We start from the raw sequence: 18,979 nt of genomic DNA on the forward strand, positions 1-18,979 counted from the left end.
TCACGCGGATTGGCACCCGCTTCACAATCGGCCTTCAAGCCATTGATCTCTTCCATCGAACGGAAGCTCAGCAGCTCGAAGTAGCGCCACATCAGCGAATCCGGAATCGATACCAGCTTGCTGTACATAATGCCCGGTGCTTCCTGAATACCAACGTAGTTGCCCAGCGACTTGGACATCTTCTTCACGCCATCCAGGCCTTCCAGCAGCGGCATGGTCAGAATGCATTGCGGCTCCTGCCCATAAGCGCGCTGAAGCTCGCGCCCCATCAGCAGGTTGAATTTCTGATCAGTACCACCCAGTTCGACGTCAGCCTTCAAGGCCACTGAGTCGTAACCCTGCACCAGCGGGTAAAGGAATTCGTGGATGGCGATGGACTGGTTGCTTTTATAGCGCTTGTCGAAATCGTCACGCTCAAGCATACGGGCGACCGTGTACTGCGAAGACAATCGAATGAAGTCAGCCGGGCTCAGCTTGTCCATCCAGGTGGAGTTGAACGCCACCTCGGTTTTGGCCGGATCGAGAATCTTGAAAACCTGAGACTTGTAGGTTTCGGCGTAGTCGAGAACCTGCTCACGAGTAAGCGGCGGACGCGTGGCGCTTTTGCCGCTCGGGTCGCCGATCATGCCGGTGAAATCACCGATCAGGAAGATGATCTGATGCCCCAGATCCTGAAACTGGCGCAGCTTATTAATAAGCACCGTGTGCCCAAGGTGCAGATCGGGCGCTGTCGGGTCGAAACCAGCCTTGATACGCAGTGGCTGGCCACGCTTCAGCTTCTCGACCAGTTCGGCCTCGACCAGGAGTTCATCCGCACCGCGCTTGATCAGCGCCAGCTGCTCTTCAACCGACTTCATTTCAGCCCCCAATTCAAAGGGAACCAACCTTACAAGATCAGAGCCCAATTACAAGTTTTGCCCAGCGTTCGCCTGCGAATCAGTGACTGATACGCGGGAAGGGTTGCTTCGAGCAGGTTTTGGTTATATTTTATACAGTTATTTCATCTTCATCATGTCATTCATCTTTTCCATTTCACCTTTTTCAAAGTCAAATTACCTATGAAAGACACACCGCCTAAAGCGCCCCCGCTTTATCCGAAGAGTCACCTGCTCGCTGCAAGCGGCATTGCCGCATTGTTGAGCCTGGCTCTCCTGGTTTTCCCTTCCAGCGAAGTTGAAGCCAAACGAACGAACCTTTCCCTTGATCTGGAGATGCCGGATCAGGACGTACAAGATCAAGACGCTCCAGACGCTGCTCAAGCCACACCTGAAACCACTGAATCGCCATTTGCCCAGATCGACAATGCCGATGACCAGGCTCAAGACACCGCCACAGCACAGTCTGACGCAGAAAAGCCGGCACCAGCCAAAGACCCTAACCATCGGGAAGTGATCGTCAGCAAGGGCGACACGCTTTCGACTCTGTTCGAAAAAGTCGGGCTGCCAGCCGCTACCGTTCATGAAGTACTGGCCAGCGACAAGCAGGCCAAACAGTTCACCAAGCTGCAGAACGGGCAAACCCTGCAGTTCGAACTATCGCCGGACGGCCAGCTCAAGCAACTGCATACCAAACTCAGCGAGCTCGAGACCATCAGCCTGTCGAAATCGGCTTCCGGCTTCGTTTTCAATCGCGAGATCAGCAAGCCCAATGTGCGCAATGCGTATGTGCATGGCGTGATCAACAGCTCACTTTCGCAATCCGCGCAGCGCGCTGGCCTGACTCATAGCATGACAATGGACATGGCCAACATCTTCGGCTACGACATCGACTTCGCGCAGGACATCCGCAAGGGTGACGAGTTTGACGTGGTGTATGAGCAGAAAGTGGTCAACGGCAAAAGCGTCGGCACAGGTAATATCCTGTCCGCTCGCTTTACAAACCGCGGCAAGACCTACACCGCCGTTCGTTACACCAACAAGCAAGGCAATACCAATTACTACACGGCCGACGGCAACAGCATGCGCAAGGCATTCATCCGCACCCCGGTAGACTTTGCCCGCATCAGCTCCATGTTCTCGATGGGTCGCAAACACCCTATCCTCAACAAGATCCGTGCGCACAAGGGCGTCGACTATGCGGCGCCACGCGGTACGCCGATCAAGGCAACCGGCGACGGCAAGGTTCTGCTCGCTGGCCGTCGCGGCGGTTACGGCAATACCGTCATCATCCAGCACGGCGATACCTACCGCACGCTGTACGGTCATATGCAAGGCTTTGCCAAAGGCATACAAACCGGCGGAACCGTTAAACAGGGCCAGGTAATCGGCTATATTGGAACTACCGGCTTGTCTACCGGCCCGCACTTGCACTATGAATTTCAGGTCAATGGCGTTCACGTAGACCCGCTGGGCCAGAAGCTTCCGATGGCGGATCCGATCGCCAAATCCGAAAAACAGCGGTTCATGCAACAAAGCCAGCCGTTGATGGCGCGCATGGATCAGGAAAAGGCCACCACGCTGGCCTCGAATAAAAGGTAATCCATGGACTTCTTCTATATAGGTGTGATGTCCGGCAGCAGTCTCGATGGGATTGATATCGCCCTTTTGAAGCAGGATGACCGCTCAAGGCTTCTGGCTACTCACTACATCCCGATGCCGGAAGATCTGCATGCCGAACTGCTGGGGCTTTGCTCCAGTGGCGTCGATGAGCTTGCACGTGCAGCAATCGCCGAGCAGAAGTGGTGCAGGCTGGTCGCACAGGGCGTGCAGACCTTGCTGGAAGATCAAAACATGGTGCCTGCTCAGATTCGCGCCATTGGCAGCCACGGCCAGACTATTCGTCATGAACCTGCTCGCGGCTACAGCATTCAGATCGGCAACCCGGCGCTGCTGGCAGAGCTGACCGAAATCACCGTGGTAAGCGATTTTCGTCGTCGCGACATCGCCGCAGGCGGACAGGGTGCGCCGCTCGTGCCCGCCTTCCACGAAGCACTGTTCGACGATAACAAAGACCACCGCGCTGTATTGAACATCGGCGGCTTCAGCAATCTGAGCCTGATCGAATCCGATCGCCCGGTCGAAGGCTTCGATTGCGGTCCAGGCAACGTGCTGCTGGATGCCTGGATACAATCCCAGCGCCATGAAAGCTACGACAAGGACGGGGCATGGGCGGCGAGCGGCGAGGTTGATCAAGCGCTTCTCAAGAAGCTGCTCAGCGATCAGTTTTTCCTGACCAAAGGCCCAAAAAGCACCGGTCGGGAAGTGTTCAACCTGGGTTGGGTGCACCATCATCTGTTCCAGCTGCCAACATTGACACCTGAAGACGTGCAAGCCACGCTGCTGGAACTGACTGCATTGACCATCACAGAGTCCCTGCAATCGGCACAAGCGATCACCAAGGAGCTTCTGGTCTGTGGCGGCGGCGCACATAACAAGGCGCTGATGAAACGCCTTGCAGAGCTATTGCCTGACACCGAGGTCAGCAGTACCGAGAAGTTCGGCGTGGACCCTGACTGGGTTGAGGCCATGGCATTTGCCTGGCTGGCTCATTGCTGCCTCGAAGGCGTACCGGCCAACCGCCCAACGGTAACCGGCGCTAAAGGCAGACGTGTTCTGGGCGCGATCTACCCCGCCTGACCTCGTGCCTGAACGCAAAACGCCGCTCAATGAGCGGCGTTTTTGTTTACAACAAGCTTCAATCAGATCGAGAACGACGAGCCACAACCACAGGTCGTGGAAGCATTCGGGTTTTTGATCACGAATCGCGAACCCTCAAGCCCTTCCTGATAATCGACCTCTGCGCCAGCCAGGTACTGGAAGCTCATCGGATCGACAACCAGACTTACGCCCTCGCGCTCGACGATAGTGTCATCGTCGGCCACGTCTTCATCAAACGTAAAGCCATACTGAAAACCTGAACAACCGCCACCTGTAACGAATACACGCAGTTTGAGACGATCATTGCCCTCTTCGTCGACCAGGGTTTTCACCTTGTGCGCTGCATTCGGAGTGAACTCCAAAGCGGTAGGCGTGAAGGATTCGACACTCATGTCAGATATCTCCCGGCGTTAGCCGTCGTAATGCGTAATGACGGCATTATCCGCTTCTCCTAGAAAATCGGTCAACTATTTGCTGGACGGCGGCAGTGCTTACGGCATCATGCCCGCGTGAGACAAACCGGCGCGCTCATCAAGACCAAACAGGATGTTCATATTCTGAACCGCCTGACCTGACGCGCCTTTGACCAGATTGTCGATAACCGACAGCACGACAACCAGATCGCCGCCCTGCGGACGGTGTACCGCGATGCGGCAAACGTTGGCTCCGCGCACACTGCGGGTCTCGGGATGGCTGCCAGCGGGCATTACATCCACAAAAGGCTCGTCGGCGTAGCGCTTCTCGAACAGCGCTTGCAGATCCACCGAACGATCAGCGACTGTCGCATAGAGGGTGGAATGAATGCCACGAATCATCGGCACCAGATGCGGAACAAACGTCAGGCCGATATCACCGCCCGCAGCGCGACGCAGGCCCTGAGTGATTTCAGGCAGGTGACGATGGCCCTTCACGGCGTAAGCCTTGAAGCTTTCATTGGCTTCCGAATACAGAGAACCAATGCTCAGGCCACGTCCGGCACCGCTCACGCCGGATTTGCAGTCGGCAATAAGGCGAGTGTTGTCGGCAATGCCCGCCTCAAGCAACGGCAGGAAACCCAATTGTGTAGCTGTCGGATAGCAACCCGGCACGGCGATGAGCCGAGCATTCTTGATCTGTTCGCGATTGACTTCCGGCAATCCGTAAACCGCATCCTGCAGCAGCTGCGGAGCACCGTGCGGCTGGCCGTACCACTTGGCCCACTCGACCGGGTCCTGCAGACGGAAGTCGGCAGACAGGTCGATCACCTTGGAGCCTGCCGCAAGCAGTTCACCGGCCAGTGCATGAGCAACACCGTGGGGCGTGGCGAAGAACACCACGTCACAGGCACCCAGGGTTTTCACGTCAGGTACGCTGAAAGCCAGGCCGTCGTAGTGACCTCGCAGGTTCGGGTACATCTCGGCGACTGGCATGCCGGCCTCCGAGCGCGAGGTAATGACCACTACTTCTGCCTGCGGATGCTGTGCCAACAGACGCAGCAGCTCGACCCCGGTGTAACCCGTGCCGCCGACAATACCGACCTTGACCATAACCTGCCCTCAACGAAACAACTGGAAAGCGGTCGATAATAGGAGCCTATCGCCTCTGCGACAACCGACAACGTGACGTATGGACGCACAAGACACTACTATTCGGCCACCGTGAACCTGGGAATAATCAAAAATGCTCTATCTATGGGTCAAAGCGCTGCATGTCATTTCAATGGTCTGCTGGTTTGCAGCCCTGTTCTATCTACCAAGACTGTTCGTCTATCACTCGATGAGTGAGGACACGGTCAGCCGCGAGCGCTTCATGGTGATGGAACGCAAGCTCTACCGAGGCATCATGACCCCGGCGATGATCGCAACGCTGGTCTTCGGCGGCTGGCTGATCAGCTTTGACGTCAGCGGCTATTTCAGTCAGGGCTGGATGCACGCCAAGCTCGCACTGGTTGTCCTGCTGATCGGCTATCACCACGTCTGCGGCGCACAGATGAAACGCTTTGCCCGTGGTGAAAATGGCCGCAGCCATGTGTTTTATCGCTGGTTCAACGAGATTCCTGTGCTGATCCTGATCGCTATCGTCATTCTGGTCATCGTCAAACCCTTCTGACCGGAAAGCATTCGGCCTCTCCAGTAACACACCAGGGCGCTCGGCTTTACGCAATGTGTAACGCAAGCGCCCGGTACTGTCCCCAACCACAAGACAAGGAAGCCCTGTATGGCCGATTCCCTCTTCAAGATTATATTTGAAGGACAGGTGCGTGAAGGCGTCGAGCTTGATACCGCGAAGGCCAACCTTGCGGGGTTGTTCAAAAGTGAAGCTCGCGCAGTGCAAAAGTTGTTCAACGGCCAGCCCGTTGCGCTCAAGCGCGGGCTGACCCATACGAATGCTGAGCGCTACCTGAAGGCACTTAATGACGCAGGCGTCGAAGCACGCATCGAACCTGACAGTGACATCAGCCTGAGCCTCAATGAAATAGCCAGCGCGCCGCCACAAAAACCCGCGCATCTGGAAATATCGCCCTATGCGCCGCCCAAAGCAAAGGTTGGCGGTGATCAGCCAGAGCATTCGACTCTAAAAGTCCTGAGCATAAACGGGCGCATCGGGCGTTTGCGCTATCTGGCCTGGAGCCTGGTATTGAGCGCAGCGGCACTGGCGCTGGTTGCCGTGTGCCTGCTGACGATGAACGAGTCACTGGTCGCTGGCGGGCTGCTGAGCGCAGTGGTGCTCGTGGTGTTTGCAGTCATCGGTGCACAGATCGGTATACAACGGCTGCACGACCTGGGCTGGTCGGGCTGGCTTTTACTGCTGACGATGGTGCCCTTCATAGGCAGCGTCTTCCCGTTCCTCATGGTCCTGCTGCCGGGTACAAAAGGCCCCAATCAGTTCGGCCGACCGCCACCGCCGAACTCGAAAGGCGTAAAGACGCTGGCCGTTCTGTGGTTGTTGCTGCTACCGATTATTCTGATCGGCCTCACTGCCGGAGGCGCAGGCATGCTGCGCGACGAGCTGGAATTGCAGACCGACGAGTACGAGCAATCCCTCCCGTACGACGATGAACAAGACCAGGACAGTGCCTTGATCGTGCCGGTGGATGTCAACAAAGAGTTCAAAGAAACACAGTGACACGTAATAGACTGCTCACGGTTCGGCAGACTGCCGGGCGCAATATGCTCAATGGAGAAATGCATGACCCGTTACGCCCTGATCACCGGCGCGTCCAGCGGCATAGGCCTGGCGATGGCCGAAGCGCTGGCACGCCGTGGTCGCAGCCTGATTCTGGTCGCCCGTCAGCGCGACCTGCTGGAAACAATTGCACTGGAATTGACTCAGCGTTTTGGCGTGGAAGTGCTGTTTCGTGCATGCGACCTGGGCGAACCGCTGCGACTCTCGGGCTTCCTGCTGGAGCTGGAAGACGGCGCGCATCAGATTGACCTGCTGGTCAATGCAGCGGGCATCGGCACGTGCGGACCTTTTCTGGCGCAGGACTGGAGCGCCGAGCAGGACCTGATCGACCTGAACATCCTCGCTCTGACGCGCCTGTGCCATACGGTCGGCAACCTCATGGCCATTCAGGGCGGTGGGCAGATACTCAATGTCGCCTCGGTGGCGGCTTTCCAGCCAGGGCCGTGGATGAGCACCTACTACGCGAGCAAAGCGTATGTGCTGCATTTTTCCGAGGGGCTGCGCGAGGAAGTGAAGAAGGCCGGGGTGAAGGTCTCGGTGTTGTGCCCCGGCCCGACCCGAACGGCTTTTTTCCGTACCGCGCAGTTGCAGGTCAATGTCGACAACCTGATGAGCCCCGAAGAAGTGGCCCTGTATACCGTTCGCGCACTGGCAAAGGACCGTGCAGTGATCATCCCCGGCTTCAGCACCCGCCTATGGACGTTCAGCCCGCGCCTGGTCTCGCGCTGGCTGGCCCGCCAGATCAGCGGCTACATCAACAGGAAGTACTGCCCACGCTGACAGACAAACGACTGGGCGAGCGGCGTCTCGCTCAGTACACTCAGGCGCACTGCTGCACAGCGATACCCTGCGACGACCATCAACCGACAAGGAGCAAACGGCTGTGGAAACTTTGTTTACCAAGATCATCAATCGGGAAATTCCGGCGAAGATCATCTACGAAGATGACCAGGTACTGGCTTTTCACGACATCGCCCCACAGGCACCCGTGCATTTTCTGGTTATCCCGAAAAAGCCCATTCGGACCCTGAACGATCTGACCGAAGAAGACAAAGGCCTGGCGGGGCATATCATGTTCACAGCGCAGCGTCTGGCTATTGAACTGGGTTGTGAAGAAGGCTTCCGCGTGGTCATGAATTGCAATGATCTGGGCGGACAGACCGTTCATCACATTCACATGCATGTACTCGGTCAGCGTCAGATGAACTGGCCGCCGGGCTGATCCCGCGTTTCCGGGCTTTGCAGCCGGTCAGCGGCCGTTATGTTCGCTGGCCGGTCGACACAAGCCCCTGCTGCCTGCGGCCGATTCGGGTAAACTGCCCACATGATCTTCCGGAGGTGCCCATGGCTACCGAACGTCACTATTCCCCCCTCGACCGTCTTTTACTGCAAGCCGATAGCGCAATGCGCACATTGCTGCCATTGAGCGCACATCCGCAGCGCCCCTCCCCTGCGGTTGTCCAGCCCGATCACAAGATGAGCGACGTCGACACACGCCACGTTGCAGGCCTGATGCGCATCAACCATACAGGTGAAGTCTGCGCCCAGGCGCTGTACCAGGGGCAGGCGCTGACAGCGAAGCTGCCCAAGGTGCGCAAGGCGATGGAGCATGCGGCTGAAGAGGAAATCGATCACCTTGTGTGGTGCGAACAGCGCATTCATCAGCTTGGCAGCCATACCAGCGTGCTGAACCCGCTGTTCTACGGACTGTCATTCGGGATCGGTGCGGTAGCTGGCGTTATCAGCGACCGGGTCAGCCTGGGTTTCGTCGCGGCGACAGAGGATCAGGTCTGCAAGCACTTGAGTGAGCACCTTGAGCAATTGCCGAGCGAAGACGGAAAGTCGCGGGCCATTCTGGAACAGATGCTTAATGATGAAGAACACCATGCCGAGTCAGCGCTGGAAGCAGGCGGCTTTCGCTTCCCGGCACCGGTCAAGTTTGGCATGAGCGTACTGGCCAAGGTCATGACCAAGTCGACTTATCGCATCTGACGACGCATCAGGACGGATAAGGACGAATAAAAAAGGCGCCTGCATCAGGCGCCTTTTTAATGTCCGGAATCCGGGCTTATACGGCTACGTTACGGCCGTAGAAGATTTCCAGCATTTCGTGTTTGACCTTGGCGGTCACTTGTTCGCGCTGCTCGGCAGACAAGTTGCTGGTCGCGTCTCCGAACAGGTAGTTATCCAGTTCGAACTGCTTGAGCAGCATCTTGGTGTGGAACAGGTTTTCCTGATACACGTTCACGTCGGTCATCTGGTAACCGTTGCGCGTGTCTTCGGACAGGTAATTCTGGATCGAGTTGATTTCATGATCGATGAAGTGCTTCTTGCCTTCCACGTCACGGGTAAAGCCGCGCACGCGATAATCGACGGTCACGATATCCGACTCAAACTTGTGAATCAGGTAATTCAACGCCTTGAGCGGTGAAATAACGCCACAGGTCGACACATCGATATCCACGCGGAACGTGGCGATGCCATCTACCGGGTGAATTTCCGGGTAGGTATGAACCGTGATGTGGCTCTTGTCCAGGTGCGCCAGGATGGTTTCCGGCAGTGGACCTGGCGACTCTTCGATCTGGCTTTCGGTAGGCGTCACCGGCTGCTCGGAGATCAGAATGGTCACACTGGCACCTTGTGGATCGTAATCCTGACGTGCAATGTTCAGGATGTTGGCACCAATGATATCGACAACATCAGTCAGAATCCGCGTCAGGCGTTCTGCGTCGTACACACTGTTGATGTATTCGACATACGCCTGCTGGTCCTGCGGGGTTTCCGCATAGCAGATGTCATAAATGTTGAAGCTCAAGGTCTTTGTCAGGTTATTGAACCCGTGGAGCTTGAGTTTGCTTTTCACCGTTAAAAACTCTCTATATGGGTGCGGCGCCAGCCGCGTGATCAAGCATGCCCGTCAGTTGAGTCCGGCTCATCTGCGTAGGACGGTTAACACCTCTTCGCGTTGGCGATTTTGGTTGTCTGTTCGGGCCGGCAGCAGAAAACCAGTACATGCTGCGCCCTGAAAAAGTGGCGCATTATGCAGACGTCCGAAGCCGTCTGCCAGAGTGTGCGCCGTTTTTATGATCGTTGGATGTCTGGCGTTCAGGTCAACTCGACAATTTCATAATCGTGAGTGATCTCCACTCCCGCGTTTCCGAGCATTATAGAAGCAGAGCAATACTTCTCCGCCGACAGCTCGATAGCCCGTTTGACCTGAGCTTCTTTCAGGCCGCGACCCTTGACGACGAAGTGCAGATGAATTTTGGTGAACACTTTCGGATCTTCATCCGCGCGCTCGGCTTCAAGAAATGCCTCGCAGCTTTCCACTGGCTGGCGCGACTTCTTCAGGATGCTCACCACGTCAAAGTTGCTGCAGCCGCCCAGACCGATCAACACCATTTCCATCGGGCGTACACCCAGGTTGCGGCCACCGCTTTCAGGCGGGCCGTCCATCACTACTACATGACCGCTGCCGGATTCGCCGAGGAACATGGCTTCGCCAGCCCATTGAATGCGTGCCTTCATCGCCAGGACTCCACTGTAAAAAAGGGGTCGCCAGCTTAGCACAGCGCCAAACGCTGCCTGGACGCATTGGGAAAATGCTTTTTGTAGGAAACGCGTAGGAATATTCGCAAATAGCTTCCTACACGTCTGGAAAAGCTGGTGAGAATGCAGGCGCAGCCGATACCTACAGGTATGCCATTTGGCCATACACCTTATTTCGGAAGTCACGCATGGTCGCAATAACTTTTACGCCCAAAGCAAACAGTCTCGACAAGCTGCTGCCCCATGCGGAACGCCGCCGCTGCCCCGCCAAAAGCAACATCATCAATGCGGGTGATCGCTCTGAGTCGCTGTTTCTGATCTTGAAAGGCTCAGTCACGGTTCTGATCGAAGATGACGAAAGACGCGAGATGATCGTCGCCTATCTCAACAGCGGGGATTTTTTTGGTGAACTGGGTCTGTTTGAGCAGCCGGGACGCGAATCCGTGCGCAGCGCATGGGTGCGAGCCAAGACCGAATGCGAAGTGGCCGAGATTTCATACGGCGCCTTCCGCGAGCTGACCCGCCAGGAGCCGGAAATTCTCTACGCGCTGGGCAGTCAGATGGCCGAGCGCCTGCGCAACACCACACGCAAGGTCGGTGATCTGGCGTTTCTCGATGTCACCGGGCGAGTAGCTCGCACGTTGCTTGAGCTGTGCAAGCAGCCAGATGCAATGACCCACCCGGACGGGATGCAGATCAAGATTACCCGCCAGGAGATCGGACGCATCGTAGGCTGTTCAAGAGAGATGGTCGGGCGCGTGCTCAAGGCCCTGGAAGAGCAGAGCCTGGTCAACGTCAAGGGAAAAACGATGGTGGTGTACGGTACGCGCTGAACCTCTGCCAATCAGAGTTCAGCGAGTAGCTGCCGATAGGCCTGCGCCAGACGCGGCAGAACGTCGACATCCGGAAACACTTCGTGCAAGGCAACGTGGCTTTCGGCCCGGATACGTGGCTCAAGCTCACAAAGCTCGTTGAAGCGGTTGACCGCTCCCGCCATCTGTACACGTTCATCATCCAGCAGCAATGCGCCGTGGGCCAACACCACAGGACGCGTTCCGCCCTGACTCTGCCGCCAGCGCTGGGCTGTTCCGACCATCTTGCGACCATCAAGGTTGACGTTGAAGCGGCCGTCACAGAATGCACCTGCCACTTCGCCCAATGAAGCCTGGCCGCCCAATTCGACCAGCAGGTCGAGCAGCGGCTGACACAAGCGCAGGTAGGCGGTTTCTATGCGGTCACGATCAACATCAGCAGCGGGCTGTGCATAGACCAGCGCGATATTCACCGTGGAAGAGGATTGTGGCACCGGCTCACCACGGGTTTCACGCAACAACACGGGCCATCCATTGTCAGCCAGAGTCTCGCTGGCCTCGACAAAACCCGGCAAGCGGCTCATGCGCCGCGGCATGACCAGCGCCCGATCAGTAGGTCGCCAGAACAGCAACCCATGATCGGCAGCGCCGGAGCACACAGCCGCCAGAAGGTCCTGCTCGGCCTGCAAGCCTTGTTCGACGCAGATGTCGATGATCGAGTCTTGCATGCCGGACCTCAGCGTGGTGTTCAGTTCAGTCAGTCGATGGACGGGCCGCTCGCCGCAAGCTTGCGCTCCGGAAAGAACAGCCGCTGCAACTCGGCGCCCGGGTGTTCGGCGCGCATGAAAGCCTCGCCCACCAGGAACGAATAGACATCGTTGATTTCCATCAGCTCGACATCCGCACGATTGAGAATGCCGCTTTCGGTGATGACCAAGCGATCACGCGGGATACGCGGTAGCAACTCCAGCGTGGTTTCCAGGCTCACTTCAAAGGTGTGGAGGTTGCGATTGTTGACACCCACCAGCGGTGTATCAAGCGTCTTGAGTGCGCGCTCCAGCTCGTCGCCGTCGTGCACCTCGACCAGTACGTCCAGCCCGACACGCTTGGCAACGTCGGCCAGCTCAGCCATTTGCGCGTCTTCCAGTGCCGACACGATCAGCAGAATGCAGTCAGCGCCCAGCGCGCGAGCCTCGACCACTTGATAAGGATCGATCATGAAATCCTTGCGGATCACCGGCAAATTGCACGCCGCCCGCGCTTCCTGAAGATAGGCATCGGAACCCTGAAAGAAATCGACATCAGTGAGCACTGAAAGACAGGTCGCGCCTCCCGCCTGATAACTTCTGGCGATCTCGCCCGGCAGAAAATTCTCCCGGATAACGCCTTTGCTTGGAGACGCCTTTTTGACTTCTGCGATGACGGCAGGCAGCTTCAACCTGGCCTGAGTGATCAGCGCGTTGGCAAAGCCACGTGGCGCACCGGCGCTGGCGACCTGTTGTTCAAGTTCGGCGAGGCTGACAATTGCTCGACGGGCCGCAATTTCCTCGGCCTTTCGGACAAGAATCTTTTCCAGTACGGTTGGCACGCTCATGCTTCGTTCTCCTGTTTGAATACTGCCGTGAAGGCACCCAACTCTTCCAGCTTTTCCCGCGCAAGGCCGGTGTGCAGGGCATCGTGTGCCAAGGCCACACCCTCTTTCAGGCTGGTCGCATGATCGGCAGCATAGAGCGCGGCGCCAGCGTTAAGCACGATCATTTCCGCGGCTTTCTGACCGTTCTCGGTCTTGCGACGTCCCAGCGCATCGCGAATCAGCTCCAGCGAAGCCGCCGGGCTTTCCACGGCAAGGCCGTACAGACTCTGGCTTTTGATGCCCAGGTCTTCGGGCTGTACCCAGTATTCAGTCACTTCGCCATTTTTCAGCTCGGCAACGAAGGTCGGCGCGGCCAGACTGAACTCGTCCAGGCCGTCCTGCGAGTGCACCACCAGCACATGCTTGCTGCCCAGCCGCAGCAGCACTTCGGCCAGCGGCCGGCATAACGCCTGATTGAACACGCCGACGATCTGGTGGCGAACGCCCGCCGGATTGGTCAGCGGACCAAGCATATTGAACAGTGTGCGCAGACCCAGCTCGCGGCGCGGCCCGGCAGTGTGCTTCATGGCCGTGTGATGAGACTGGGCGAACATGAAACCGATGCCCACGCTGTCAATGCAGCGAGCCACCTGAACAGGCGTAAGGTTCAGATAAACCCCGGCGGCTTCCAGCAGGTCGGCGCTGCCGCTCTTGCCCGACACGGCGCGGTTGCCGTGTTTGGCCACCGTGCAGCCAGCAGCGGCGATGACAAAAGCCGACGCCGTGGACACGTTGAAAATATTTGCGCCGTCACCGCCAGTGCCAACGATGTCTACAACGCCATCCAGTGTTTTCAGCTCGACACTGCTGGCCAGCTCACGCATGACCGAAACAGCACCGACGATCTCATCGATGGTTTCACTCTTCATGCGCATGCCCATCAGAAACGCACCGATCTGCGCTTCGGTGCATTGGCCGGTCATGATCTCGCGCATGACGTCGCGCATCTCGTCAGTGGTCAGGTCCAGCTGGTTGACCACGCGGTTCAGCGCGCTTTTGATGTTCATGGGGGTAGTCATAAAAAATCCTTAGCCCTGACGATGGCCGCCGCTCTGCTTGAGAAAGTTGGCGAACAGCTCGTGGCCCTGCTCGGTCAGAATCGACTCAGGGTGAAACTGTACCCCTTCCACGTTCAACGTTTTGTGACGCAGGCCCATTATCTCGTCAACCGAGCCGTCTTCCAGCGCAGTCCAGGCGGTCACTTCCAGGCACTCGGGCAAGGTATCGCTTTTTACCACCAGCGAGTGGTAGCGGGTTACCACCAGTGGATGATTAAGGCCTTCGAACACACCGCCGTCCTGATGCACCACCGGGCTGGTTTTGCCGTGCATCACCTGACGCGCACGCACCACATCGCCACCAAAGGCCTGTCCGATGGACTGATGCCCCAGGCACACACCCAGAATCGGCAGTTTGCCCGCGAAATGTTTGATCACTTCAAGCGAGACACCGGCTTCATTGGGTGTGCACGGGCCAGGCGAGACCACGATGCGCTCGGGGTTCAGGGCCTCGATCTGTTCAATGGTCAGTTCGTCGTTACGAATGACTTTGACATCGGCCCCCAGCTCACCGAGGTACTGCACGACGTTGTAGGTGAACGAATCGTAGTTATCGATCATCAGCAGCATTTTGCTATCAACCTTTTGATTTACTGACTTGATTCAGGCCTTCCGGATTCCACTTCGCCCATGCGTCCCCTCTTCAGCCACAACGCTGGGGGTGACAGAGGCAAAGGCATCACATATCGAAGGCATACAGGTACGGGTCCGGCAGGGCCGGCAAGGAAATAGTCAGGCGCGCCAACGCCAACGGGCGTGAGCCTTGATAACGCGCATCAAGAGTTTGCTGACAGTCGTCACGGAAGGGGTCTCATCGGTACGTTTCGGGACATTAGCGTACCGAACCGACCGGTGCAATATGAATGTACCGGGCTGCGCCGATTGAAAAGCGGTTAAAGGCTGAAAAGAGGGCCGCACCTCCTTGCGGAGGCGGGTTTCAGGCAGGGGCACGATGGCCAAAGGTGGGGTGCCGGAGGGAACATCAGTGCGCAATCTCGCGCACGTAGGCCTGGCAGGCCTTCAAAGCGATCAATCCCTGATCGCCGTAGTCGGTGATGGCGACAATTCGTCCAGCAGCCGCTGGGTCAAGTTCGCCTCGCGAGCTTCCATGAACCACGCCGCCGGAACCGGAGGCGGTTGGCATTCCATCGCCACCGGTGGGGCTGGCAAGGAGGACTGACAGCCGCAAATCAGCGGTAGCCAGACGATCACGCAAGCGGGCCTGAGAAGTCTGTGCATCGCTCAGTTCCTTATGAATGGTTGTATCGTTATCTTGCAGACGGAGTTCCAGCGCCCGTCTTCGTGCTTGTTCAGCGTTCTGCCAGTCGACGACCGCCAGCGCCGCCTGCTCGCGCTCTTGCTGCCAAGCCAGCGTTTGCGTAGACAGTTGCAGACCATAGTGAGCCGCCTGCCACTGCCAAGCGGCCCATGTACCCAGCCCTGACCCCAGCACGAATGCGAGGATCAGGAATCGCATATCCAGCACTTTCACGGCAGCACCTCCAATGCCCGCTGGTAAAGCGCCTGCCGATCTGCCAGGCCATTGGTGCCTCCGTTGATACGGCGGGTGATCATCAGAAAATCACCCTTGTCTGCCAGCGCGTTGAGGTTGGCACGGTCCCAGAACCACGCTGCCGACATGGCGGCATGCTCCGGCTGTTCAAGCAGTTGCGGCTGGCGCAACAAGTCCAGCCCCCGCGCCTCCCCGCACGCTTCGTAGTTAGCCCGCCCCGTCACCTGAATCAGCCCGCGCCCTCGGTACAGTTGACCGTCGCCATCTGCCTCTGGCGTGTTGCCCAGACGCAGCGCCAACTGCCCGGTGTCGTACTTGGCCAGATAGCTGTCGCTACCCAGCTCGCGCACATAACGAAGCTGCCCGGACTCATGCCCGATCTGGGCGATGAACGCGGCGATACGCAGCCGGGTGTCGATGGTGTAGCGGGCCATGGCGATGTTGAGAGCAGGAACAAAAACGCCGGCTTTAGGGCCGGCGTTGGGGAGGATTTGCAGTAGTTGTTGCTGGTTGATAGGCATGGTTACTCCTGCCTTGCTTATGAAGCTCGTCAGTGTCCCCAATCGACGAAGCTCTCGTGACTCAAAAGCGACGCGCATTAGGGGTAACAAACGCCCCATCATTGCGAGGCGTCGTTACCTGAGTCGTTAGCAGCAGTCATGTCGGCTGGTCGCGGCGATATCGAAAGCATAAACAGTAACGCCAGCTTCAGAGCCGGCGTCGGATGCAATTCGTTTTCGCGCTCGCCCTACCAAATGGCCAACTACTCAGAAGGTGGCACATACACAAAAGGCTGCGCAGGAGCTACGGGCCAGTCGAACTTCCTTGGATAACCTGGCAATGTATCAATCAGGGAAAGCCGCACGCGATAAAGACGGAACGCGTACAGCTCAGCGTTTATTGCTGGCACGGATTTCAATTGCTCTTCGGTCACCAGATTCATTGCTATGGCGTCTTGAAGAATATCCAGTTCGTCCAGCAGCGAGTGGATTCGATAGGTAGCGTTACTTGACAAGTTATTTCGCTGACTCGTCACCTGCTGCAAGACCGCCTCCTCGGTCGGCTCGAGAACCGGGCCGAACTCACCGGCGAGGGCACGGTTAAACAGATCGACTCCATGAGCAGCGGAGTCGTTGGGAGATGCACTAAAAGGCACCTCGCCGTAAGTGTCTTTAAACTCTGCAAACAACACCCACAGATTAATGTATGTGTGTGTCATATCGGACCAACGTGGATCACGAGCGCTTATTACTGTGTACATAGGAATACCTTTGATTTTCTATTGAGAAAGTATGGGTTTATGAATGATTGACGCTTGCGGGTGTCGGCGGACCTCCTGTTTCGTTTAAGGACAGGAACTAAAACGCCGGCGGTGGGGCCGACGTCAGGGATGATGTTGAGTTGTTGTTGCGGGCCAAGAGGCATTGATCCTCCCAAGGGCTTGCGGGACTAGCCCACCCCATGAGCCGATAAAGCTCTCCTGTTCAAAAGCGAGATTAAATGGCGAATAAAACAACTCCCCCTCAGAGCGGGGCAGTTCGTCTGTACTCGCGCCCTACCGGGGCTAGCTGTTCAGTAGGCAACGGGCAAAAAAACCGCTCTCGCGGTCATGTTTACAGGGCAGTTGCATCGGAGGGCGGTGAAGGCCATTTGACCTGGAGAGGGTAATCCGGGGTTTGCTCGATCCGGTTCAGTTCTACGCTATAGCGTTTCCATTCGAGCAAACTTGCCTTCTCGGCCTCGGTAGCATCTCCCAGTTCTTCGGCATACTGCAACGGGGCGATACGTGTAGCTGCTTGCTGCAAACGCTGGTCACGAACCAGCAGAGCGGCGGACGCCAAAGCGGTCTTCTGCGCTTCGGTATCAAGAACCCATTCACCCTCTCGCCAAACGTAATACTTGCCGGGCCATTGTTTGGCGGTAAGCCGTTCAGGCGGCAGACCGAGGCTGCTCCACTCCTCTACCGAGCCGTCGTTTATTCGATACATCAAGCCACGGCGATCTATGACCTGCTGCAGCTCACCGTTTATCAGTGTCCAGGCAAATCCTGTGTTCGGTTCGCTGAGCAATTCGGTCATGCTTACAGCATTGCTGGGCGTTTGCTCGCCCAGTCAAGGAACAATCGGTAATTCAACAGGCCCTATCAAGGCCCCAGAGTCATCTATCAAGTAAGTAGGCATAACGTCCTCAGATCAGTTTGATACGGCCGGGATAGGCCATGTTGCGGCTACGGAAACGAATCCAGTTATTCATCGGTTGCTGGTCTCTCATTACAGTCGCCACAACGCCGTTGTCTGTTGTTTCTGCCAGGTAGGCCGAACCGCCAGCCGGGACCAGTGCGCCTGGCGGCAACAAGCCACCCGGGCCTGTAGAGTTCAAGCGCCCATCTGCCTGCGCATGACCGCTGCCCAGCAGGTAGGTGCCAGTCTCTACATCTGACCCGCTCCACTCCTGAGCCACCGTCCTGAGCCAAGTGCCGTCCTGCCAAGAACCGGCGACACGCGACGTATCGACGCCCCGAGACTCATCCAGTACCCGCAGGAACTCGCCTCGGCCTTCAGGCCCTCGGAAGGTCAGAGCGCCGTCGCCACTGGTCCACCCACCTTCCTTGCCGGTACGAGCTGCTTCGGTGTAAAGCATCCCCGACTTTTGCGCATGATCCCAAAGCCACGGCCAGTCGGCACGATTGAGAAGCCCACCGTTCAACGCTCCATATCCTCCTGGGCTGAACAATGTCGTTGTCTCGAAAACAGGCCGTCCCAAAGGAGTGCTGTCATATCGCCCTATTGGCCACCAACTTCCAGCACCATCGCTGCGCAGGTGCCACCAGTCGCCAGCCCCCATAAGAACCAGAAAGGAATAACCCGCAGCATTTAAATGGGTATGGAACCTGATCTTTTCCCCGGCACTTGCATTAACGGTCAGCCGGTTGCCACTGCTGTCTATCCTGCGAACAATGACGTCTTTGACGCCTAGTGCCGCGTTTGAGGAGGGCAGTGTGAACGCACGATTGCCGCCAGTAGCATCCAGTAGCAGCAACTCCATCTGGTCTCTTGTAAAAACTGTATCGGTATTGAAAGAGAACACTTTTTGAGAGTCGACCTCCTTTACCTCCGTAATTTTGCCGCGCTTGGTGATGTAGATCGCATCAGGGTTAAAAACAAGCTCTACCCACTCCGCCGCATTGAGCTTCAACGTATTGCTGCCAGCACCGAATAGAGAGATGACCTCAGCACCATTGGCCTTGATCGTTGCCGCTGCTGGCGATGCGTTATGAAAGGTTATCGACTTACCCACCACTACGTTCGCCTTGGAGGGCAACGTCAGCGTGATACCACCGGCATTGATTCTGTGCCAATGCCCCGCCGCTCCGGGTAGAAGAGTTTCGGAATCCGTGTAGCCAAATCCTGCACCTTTATAAGCCTGCCTGACCTGCGAACCAATCTGCGTAATTGCGGTTGCGAGCTGGTCTGTTCTGGTTTCATCAGGCTGCTCACCACCGGCCGCCATCGCATTCAAAATTTCCTGCGTGATCGAGTTACCCCACTGCGCGGGAATAAGCGAGCCGGGCATGCCGGTAACCGGGTTTTCATCTACAAACTTGCCGCTTGCCAAGCCTACGCCCGGCACACTCTTGGGATAATCCACATTGT

The 18,979-nt window shown here is 57.1% G+C and carries 21 protein-coding genes and 1 pseudogene (1 of these 22 running past the window's edge); 8 read left to right on the forward strand and 14 right to left on the reverse strand.

Annotated features, from left to right (window positions below):
* Window positions 1-857, reverse strand: the 5' portion of a protein-coding gene (gene tyrS, locus AC4ANK_RS25765; protein ID WP_010203126.1) for a tyrosine--tRNA ligase. Its footprint begins 355 nt before the window's first position; only the first 857 of its 1,212 coding nucleotides appear in the window; it begins with the start codon at window positions 855-857; its stop codon lies off the left edge, out of view.
* 201 nt (window positions 858-1,058) lie between these two features.
* Here tyrS and AC4ANK_RS25770 point away from each other — a divergent pair, with 201 nt between their 5' ends.
* Both AC4ANK_RS25770 and AC4ANK_RS25775 read left to right on the forward strand, forming a co-directional pair.
* Entirely contained in the window at window positions 1,059-2,477 is a 1,419-nt protein-coding gene (locus tag AC4ANK_RS25770; RefSeq protein WP_005743959.1) for a peptidoglycan DD-metalloendopeptidase family protein, read from the forward strand.
* Between the two features lie 3 nt (window positions 2,478-2,480).
* A complete protein-coding gene (locus AC4ANK_RS25775) occupies window positions 2,481-3,575 on the forward strand; it encodes an anhydro-N-acetylmuramic acid kinase (RefSeq protein ID WP_002551954.1) in 1,095 nt (364 codons plus the stop codon).
* Window positions 3,576-3,637: 62 nt separating this feature from the next.
* Here the strand turns inward: AC4ANK_RS25775 and erpA are convergent, their stop codons facing one another.
* On the reverse strand, window positions 3,638-3,988 hold the full coding sequence (gene erpA / locus AC4ANK_RS25780; protein ID WP_002551953.1) for an iron-sulfur cluster insertion protein ErpA: 351 nt from the start codon (window positions 3,986-3,988) through the stop codon (window positions 3,638-3,640).
* A 99-nt stretch (window positions 3,989-4,087) separates the two neighbouring features.
* The gene (gene argC, locus AC4ANK_RS25785) at window positions 4,088-5,122 is read right to left on the reverse strand and encodes an N-acetyl-gamma-glutamyl-phosphate reductase (RefSeq protein ID WP_002551952.1); all 1,035 of its coding nucleotides are present in this window, start codon (window positions 5,120-5,122) and stop codon (window positions 4,088-4,090) included.
* Window positions 5,123-5,255: 133 nt separating this feature from the next.
* On the opposite strand from argC, the gene hemJ reads away from it, so the two are divergent.
* The 5 genes from hemJ (at window position 5,256) to coq7 (ending at window position 8,753) form a co-directional block, all read left to right on the forward strand.
* Window positions 5,256-5,684: a protoporphyrinogen oxidase HemJ gene (hemJ, locus tag AC4ANK_RS25790; RefSeq protein WP_002551951.1), complete on the forward strand. Its 429-nt coding sequence runs from the start codon at window positions 5,256-5,258 to the stop codon at window positions 5,682-5,684.
* Between the two features lie 108 nt (window positions 5,685-5,792).
* The gene (locus tag AC4ANK_RS25795) at window positions 5,793-6,701 is read left to right on the forward strand and encodes a DUF805 domain-containing protein (protein WP_002551950.1); all 909 of its coding nucleotides are present in this window, start codon (window positions 5,793-5,795) and stop codon (window positions 6,699-6,701) included.
* A gap of 63 nt (window positions 6,702-6,764) precedes the next feature.
* Window positions 6,765-7,541 carry an SDR family NAD(P)-dependent oxidoreductase gene (locus AC4ANK_RS25800; protein ID WP_002551949.1) on the forward strand — a complete coding sequence of 259 codons (777 nt, stop codon included), beginning with the start codon at window positions 6,765-6,767 and terminating at the stop codon, window positions 7,539-7,541.
* Between the two features lie 103 nt (window positions 7,542-7,644).
* Window positions 7,645-7,983 carry a histidine triad nucleotide-binding protein gene (locus tag AC4ANK_RS25805; RefSeq protein ID WP_460383661.1) on the forward strand — a complete coding sequence of 113 codons (339 nt, stop codon included), beginning with the start codon at window positions 7,645-7,647 and terminating at the stop codon, window positions 7,981-7,983.
* Between the two features lie 122 nt (window positions 7,984-8,105).
* Entirely contained in the window at window positions 8,106-8,753 is a 648-nt protein-coding gene (gene coq7, locus AC4ANK_RS25810; RefSeq protein ID WP_002551947.1) for a 2-polyprenyl-3-methyl-6-methoxy-1,4-benzoquinone monooxygenase, read from the forward strand.
* 76 nt (window positions 8,754-8,829) lie between these two features.
* On the opposite strand, the gene speD is transcribed toward coq7, so the two are convergent.
* Together speD and AC4ANK_RS25820 are read right to left on the reverse strand one after the other, a co-directional pair.
* Window positions 8,830-9,624: an adenosylmethionine decarboxylase gene (gene speD, locus AC4ANK_RS25815; RefSeq protein ID WP_002551946.1), complete on the reverse strand. Its 795-nt coding sequence runs from the start codon at window positions 9,622-9,624 to the stop codon at window positions 8,830-8,832.
* 242 nt (window positions 9,625-9,866) lie between these two features.
* The gene (locus AC4ANK_RS25820; protein WP_002551945.1) at window positions 9,867-10,289 is read right to left on the reverse strand and encodes an OsmC family protein; all 423 of its coding nucleotides are present in this window, start codon (window positions 10,287-10,289) and stop codon (window positions 9,867-9,869) included.
* Window positions 10,290-10,498: 209 nt separating this feature from the next.
* Between AC4ANK_RS25820 and crp the strand changes: the two genes are divergently transcribed.
* The gene (gene crp / locus AC4ANK_RS25825) at window positions 10,499-11,143 is read left to right on the forward strand and encodes a cAMP-activated global transcriptional regulator CRP (RefSeq protein ID WP_005743964.1); all 645 of its coding nucleotides are present in this window, start codon (window positions 10,499-10,501) and stop codon (window positions 11,141-11,143) included.
* Between the two features lie 11 nt (window positions 11,144-11,154).
* On the opposite strand, the gene AC4ANK_RS25830 is transcribed toward crp, so the two are convergent.
* The 9 genes and pseudogenes from AC4ANK_RS25830 to AC4ANK_RS25870 all read right to left on the reverse strand — a co-directional run bounded on the left by AC4ANK_RS25830 (window position 11,155) and on the right by AC4ANK_RS25870 (window position 18,974).
* Entirely contained in the window at window positions 11,155-11,850 is a 696-nt protein-coding gene (locus tag AC4ANK_RS25830) for a lipoyl protein ligase domain-containing protein (RefSeq protein ID WP_002551943.1), read from the reverse strand.
* Between the two features lie 29 nt (window positions 11,851-11,879).
* Window positions 11,880-12,716, reverse strand: coding sequence for an indole-3-glycerol phosphate synthase TrpC (gene trpC / locus AC4ANK_RS25835; RefSeq protein ID WP_002551942.1), 837 nt, complete (start codon window positions 12,714-12,716; stop codon window positions 11,880-11,882).
* Complete coding sequence (trpD, locus tag AC4ANK_RS25840) at window positions 12,713-13,762, reverse strand: anthranilate phosphoribosyltransferase (protein WP_005733295.1); 1,050 nt, start codon at window positions 13,760-13,762, stop codon at window positions 12,713-12,715. The genes trpC and trpD overlap by 4 nt, the downstream gene beginning before the upstream one ends.
* Window positions 13,763-13,783: 21 nt before the next feature.
* A complete protein-coding gene (locus tag AC4ANK_RS25845; RefSeq protein ID WP_002551940.1) occupies window positions 13,784-14,383 on the reverse strand; it encodes an aminodeoxychorismate/anthranilate synthase component II in 600 nt (199 codons plus the stop codon).
* Window positions 14,384-14,795: 412 nt separating this feature from the next.
* Entirely contained in the window at window positions 14,796-15,305 is a 510-nt protein-coding gene (locus tag AC4ANK_RS25850; protein WP_005733294.1) for a lysis system spanin subunit, read from the reverse strand.
* Entirely contained in the window at window positions 15,302-15,847 is a 546-nt protein-coding gene (locus tag AC4ANK_RS25855; protein WP_002551931.1) for a glycoside hydrolase family 19 protein, read from the reverse strand. Before AC4ANK_RS25855 ends, AC4ANK_RS25850 begins: the two co-directional genes overlap by 4 nt.
* A 242-nt stretch (window positions 15,848-16,089) precedes the next feature.
* Window positions 16,090-16,587 carry a tail fiber assembly protein gene (locus AC4ANK_RS25860; RefSeq protein ID WP_044318589.1) on the reverse strand — a complete coding sequence of 166 codons (498 nt, stop codon included), beginning with the start codon at window positions 16,585-16,587 and terminating at the stop codon, window positions 16,090-16,092.
* 352 nt (window positions 16,588-16,939) lie between these two features.
* Window positions 16,940-17,506: pseudogene (locus AC4ANK_RS25865) on the reverse strand (tail fiber assembly protein).
* A gap of 7 nt (window positions 17,507-17,513) precedes the next feature.
* Window positions 17,514-18,974: a hypothetical protein gene (locus AC4ANK_RS25870; protein WP_044423920.1), complete on the reverse strand. Its 1,461-nt coding sequence runs from the start codon at window positions 18,972-18,974 to the stop codon at window positions 17,514-17,516.
* Window positions 18,975-18,979 lie beyond the last annotated feature (5 nt).

This window comes from Pseudomonas sp. Pmew2 (assembly GCF_058129885.1).

What these genes read in the sequence shown, in the direction of transcription:
- AC4ANK_RS25770 (WP_005743959.1), top strand. Translation starts at nt 1,059, where the DNA reads ATGAAAGACACACCGCCTAAAGCGCCCCCGCTTTATCCGAAGAGTCAC.
- AC4ANK_RS25775 (WP_002551954.1), top strand. Translation starts at nt 2,481, where the DNA reads ATGGACTTCTTCTATATAGGTGTGATGTCCGGCAGCAGTCTCGATGGG.
- erpA (WP_002551953.1), bottom strand. Translation starts at nt 3,988, where the DNA reads ATGAGTGTCGAATCCTTCACGCCTACCGCTTTGGAGTTCACTCCGAAT.
- argC (WP_002551952.1), bottom strand. Translation starts at nt 5,122, where the DNA reads ATGGTCAAGGTCGGTATTGTCGGCGGCACGGGTTACACCGGGGTCGAG.
- hemJ (WP_002551951.1), top strand. Translation starts at nt 5,256, where the DNA reads ATGCTCTATCTATGGGTCAAAGCGCTGCATGTCATTTCAATGGTCTGC.
- AC4ANK_RS25795 (WP_002551950.1), top strand. Translation starts at nt 5,793, where the DNA reads ATGGCCGATTCCCTCTTCAAGATTATATTTGAAGGACAGGTGCGTGAA.
- AC4ANK_RS25800 (WP_002551949.1), top strand. Translation starts at nt 6,765, where the DNA reads ATGACCCGTTACGCCCTGATCACCGGCGCGTCCAGCGGCATAGGCCTG.
- coq7 (WP_002551947.1), top strand. Translation starts at nt 8,106, where the DNA reads ATGGCTACCGAACGTCACTATTCCCCCCTCGACCGTCTTTTACTGCAA.
- AC4ANK_RS25820 (WP_002551945.1), bottom strand. Translation starts at nt 10,289, where the DNA reads ATGAAGGCACGCATTCAATGGGCTGGCGAAGCCATGTTCCTCGGCGAA.
- crp (WP_005743964.1), top strand. Translation starts at nt 10,499, where the DNA reads ATGGTCGCAATAACTTTTACGCCCAAAGCAAACAGTCTCGACAAGCTG.
- AC4ANK_RS25830 (WP_002551943.1), bottom strand. Translation starts at nt 11,850, where the DNA reads ATGCAAGACTCGATCATCGACATCTGCGTCGAACAAGGCTTGCAGGCC.
- trpC (WP_002551942.1), bottom strand. Translation starts at nt 12,716, where the DNA reads ATGAGCGTGCCAACCGTACTGGAAAAGATTCTTGTCCGAAAGGCCGAG.
- trpD (WP_005733295.1), bottom strand. Translation starts at nt 13,762, where the DNA reads ATGAACATCAAAAGCGCGCTGAACCGCGTGGTCAACCAGCTGGACCTG.
- AC4ANK_RS25845 (WP_002551940.1), bottom strand. Translation starts at nt 14,383, where the DNA reads ATGCTGCTGATGATCGATAACTACGATTCGTTCACCTACAACGTCGTG.
- AC4ANK_RS25855 (WP_002551931.1), bottom strand. Translation starts at nt 15,847, where the DNA reads ATGCCTATCAACCAGCAACAACTACTGCAAATCCTCCCCAACGCCGGC.
- AC4ANK_RS25860 (WP_044318589.1), bottom strand. Translation starts at nt 16,587, where the DNA reads ATGTACACAGTAATAAGCGCTCGTGATCCACGTTGGTCCGATATGACA.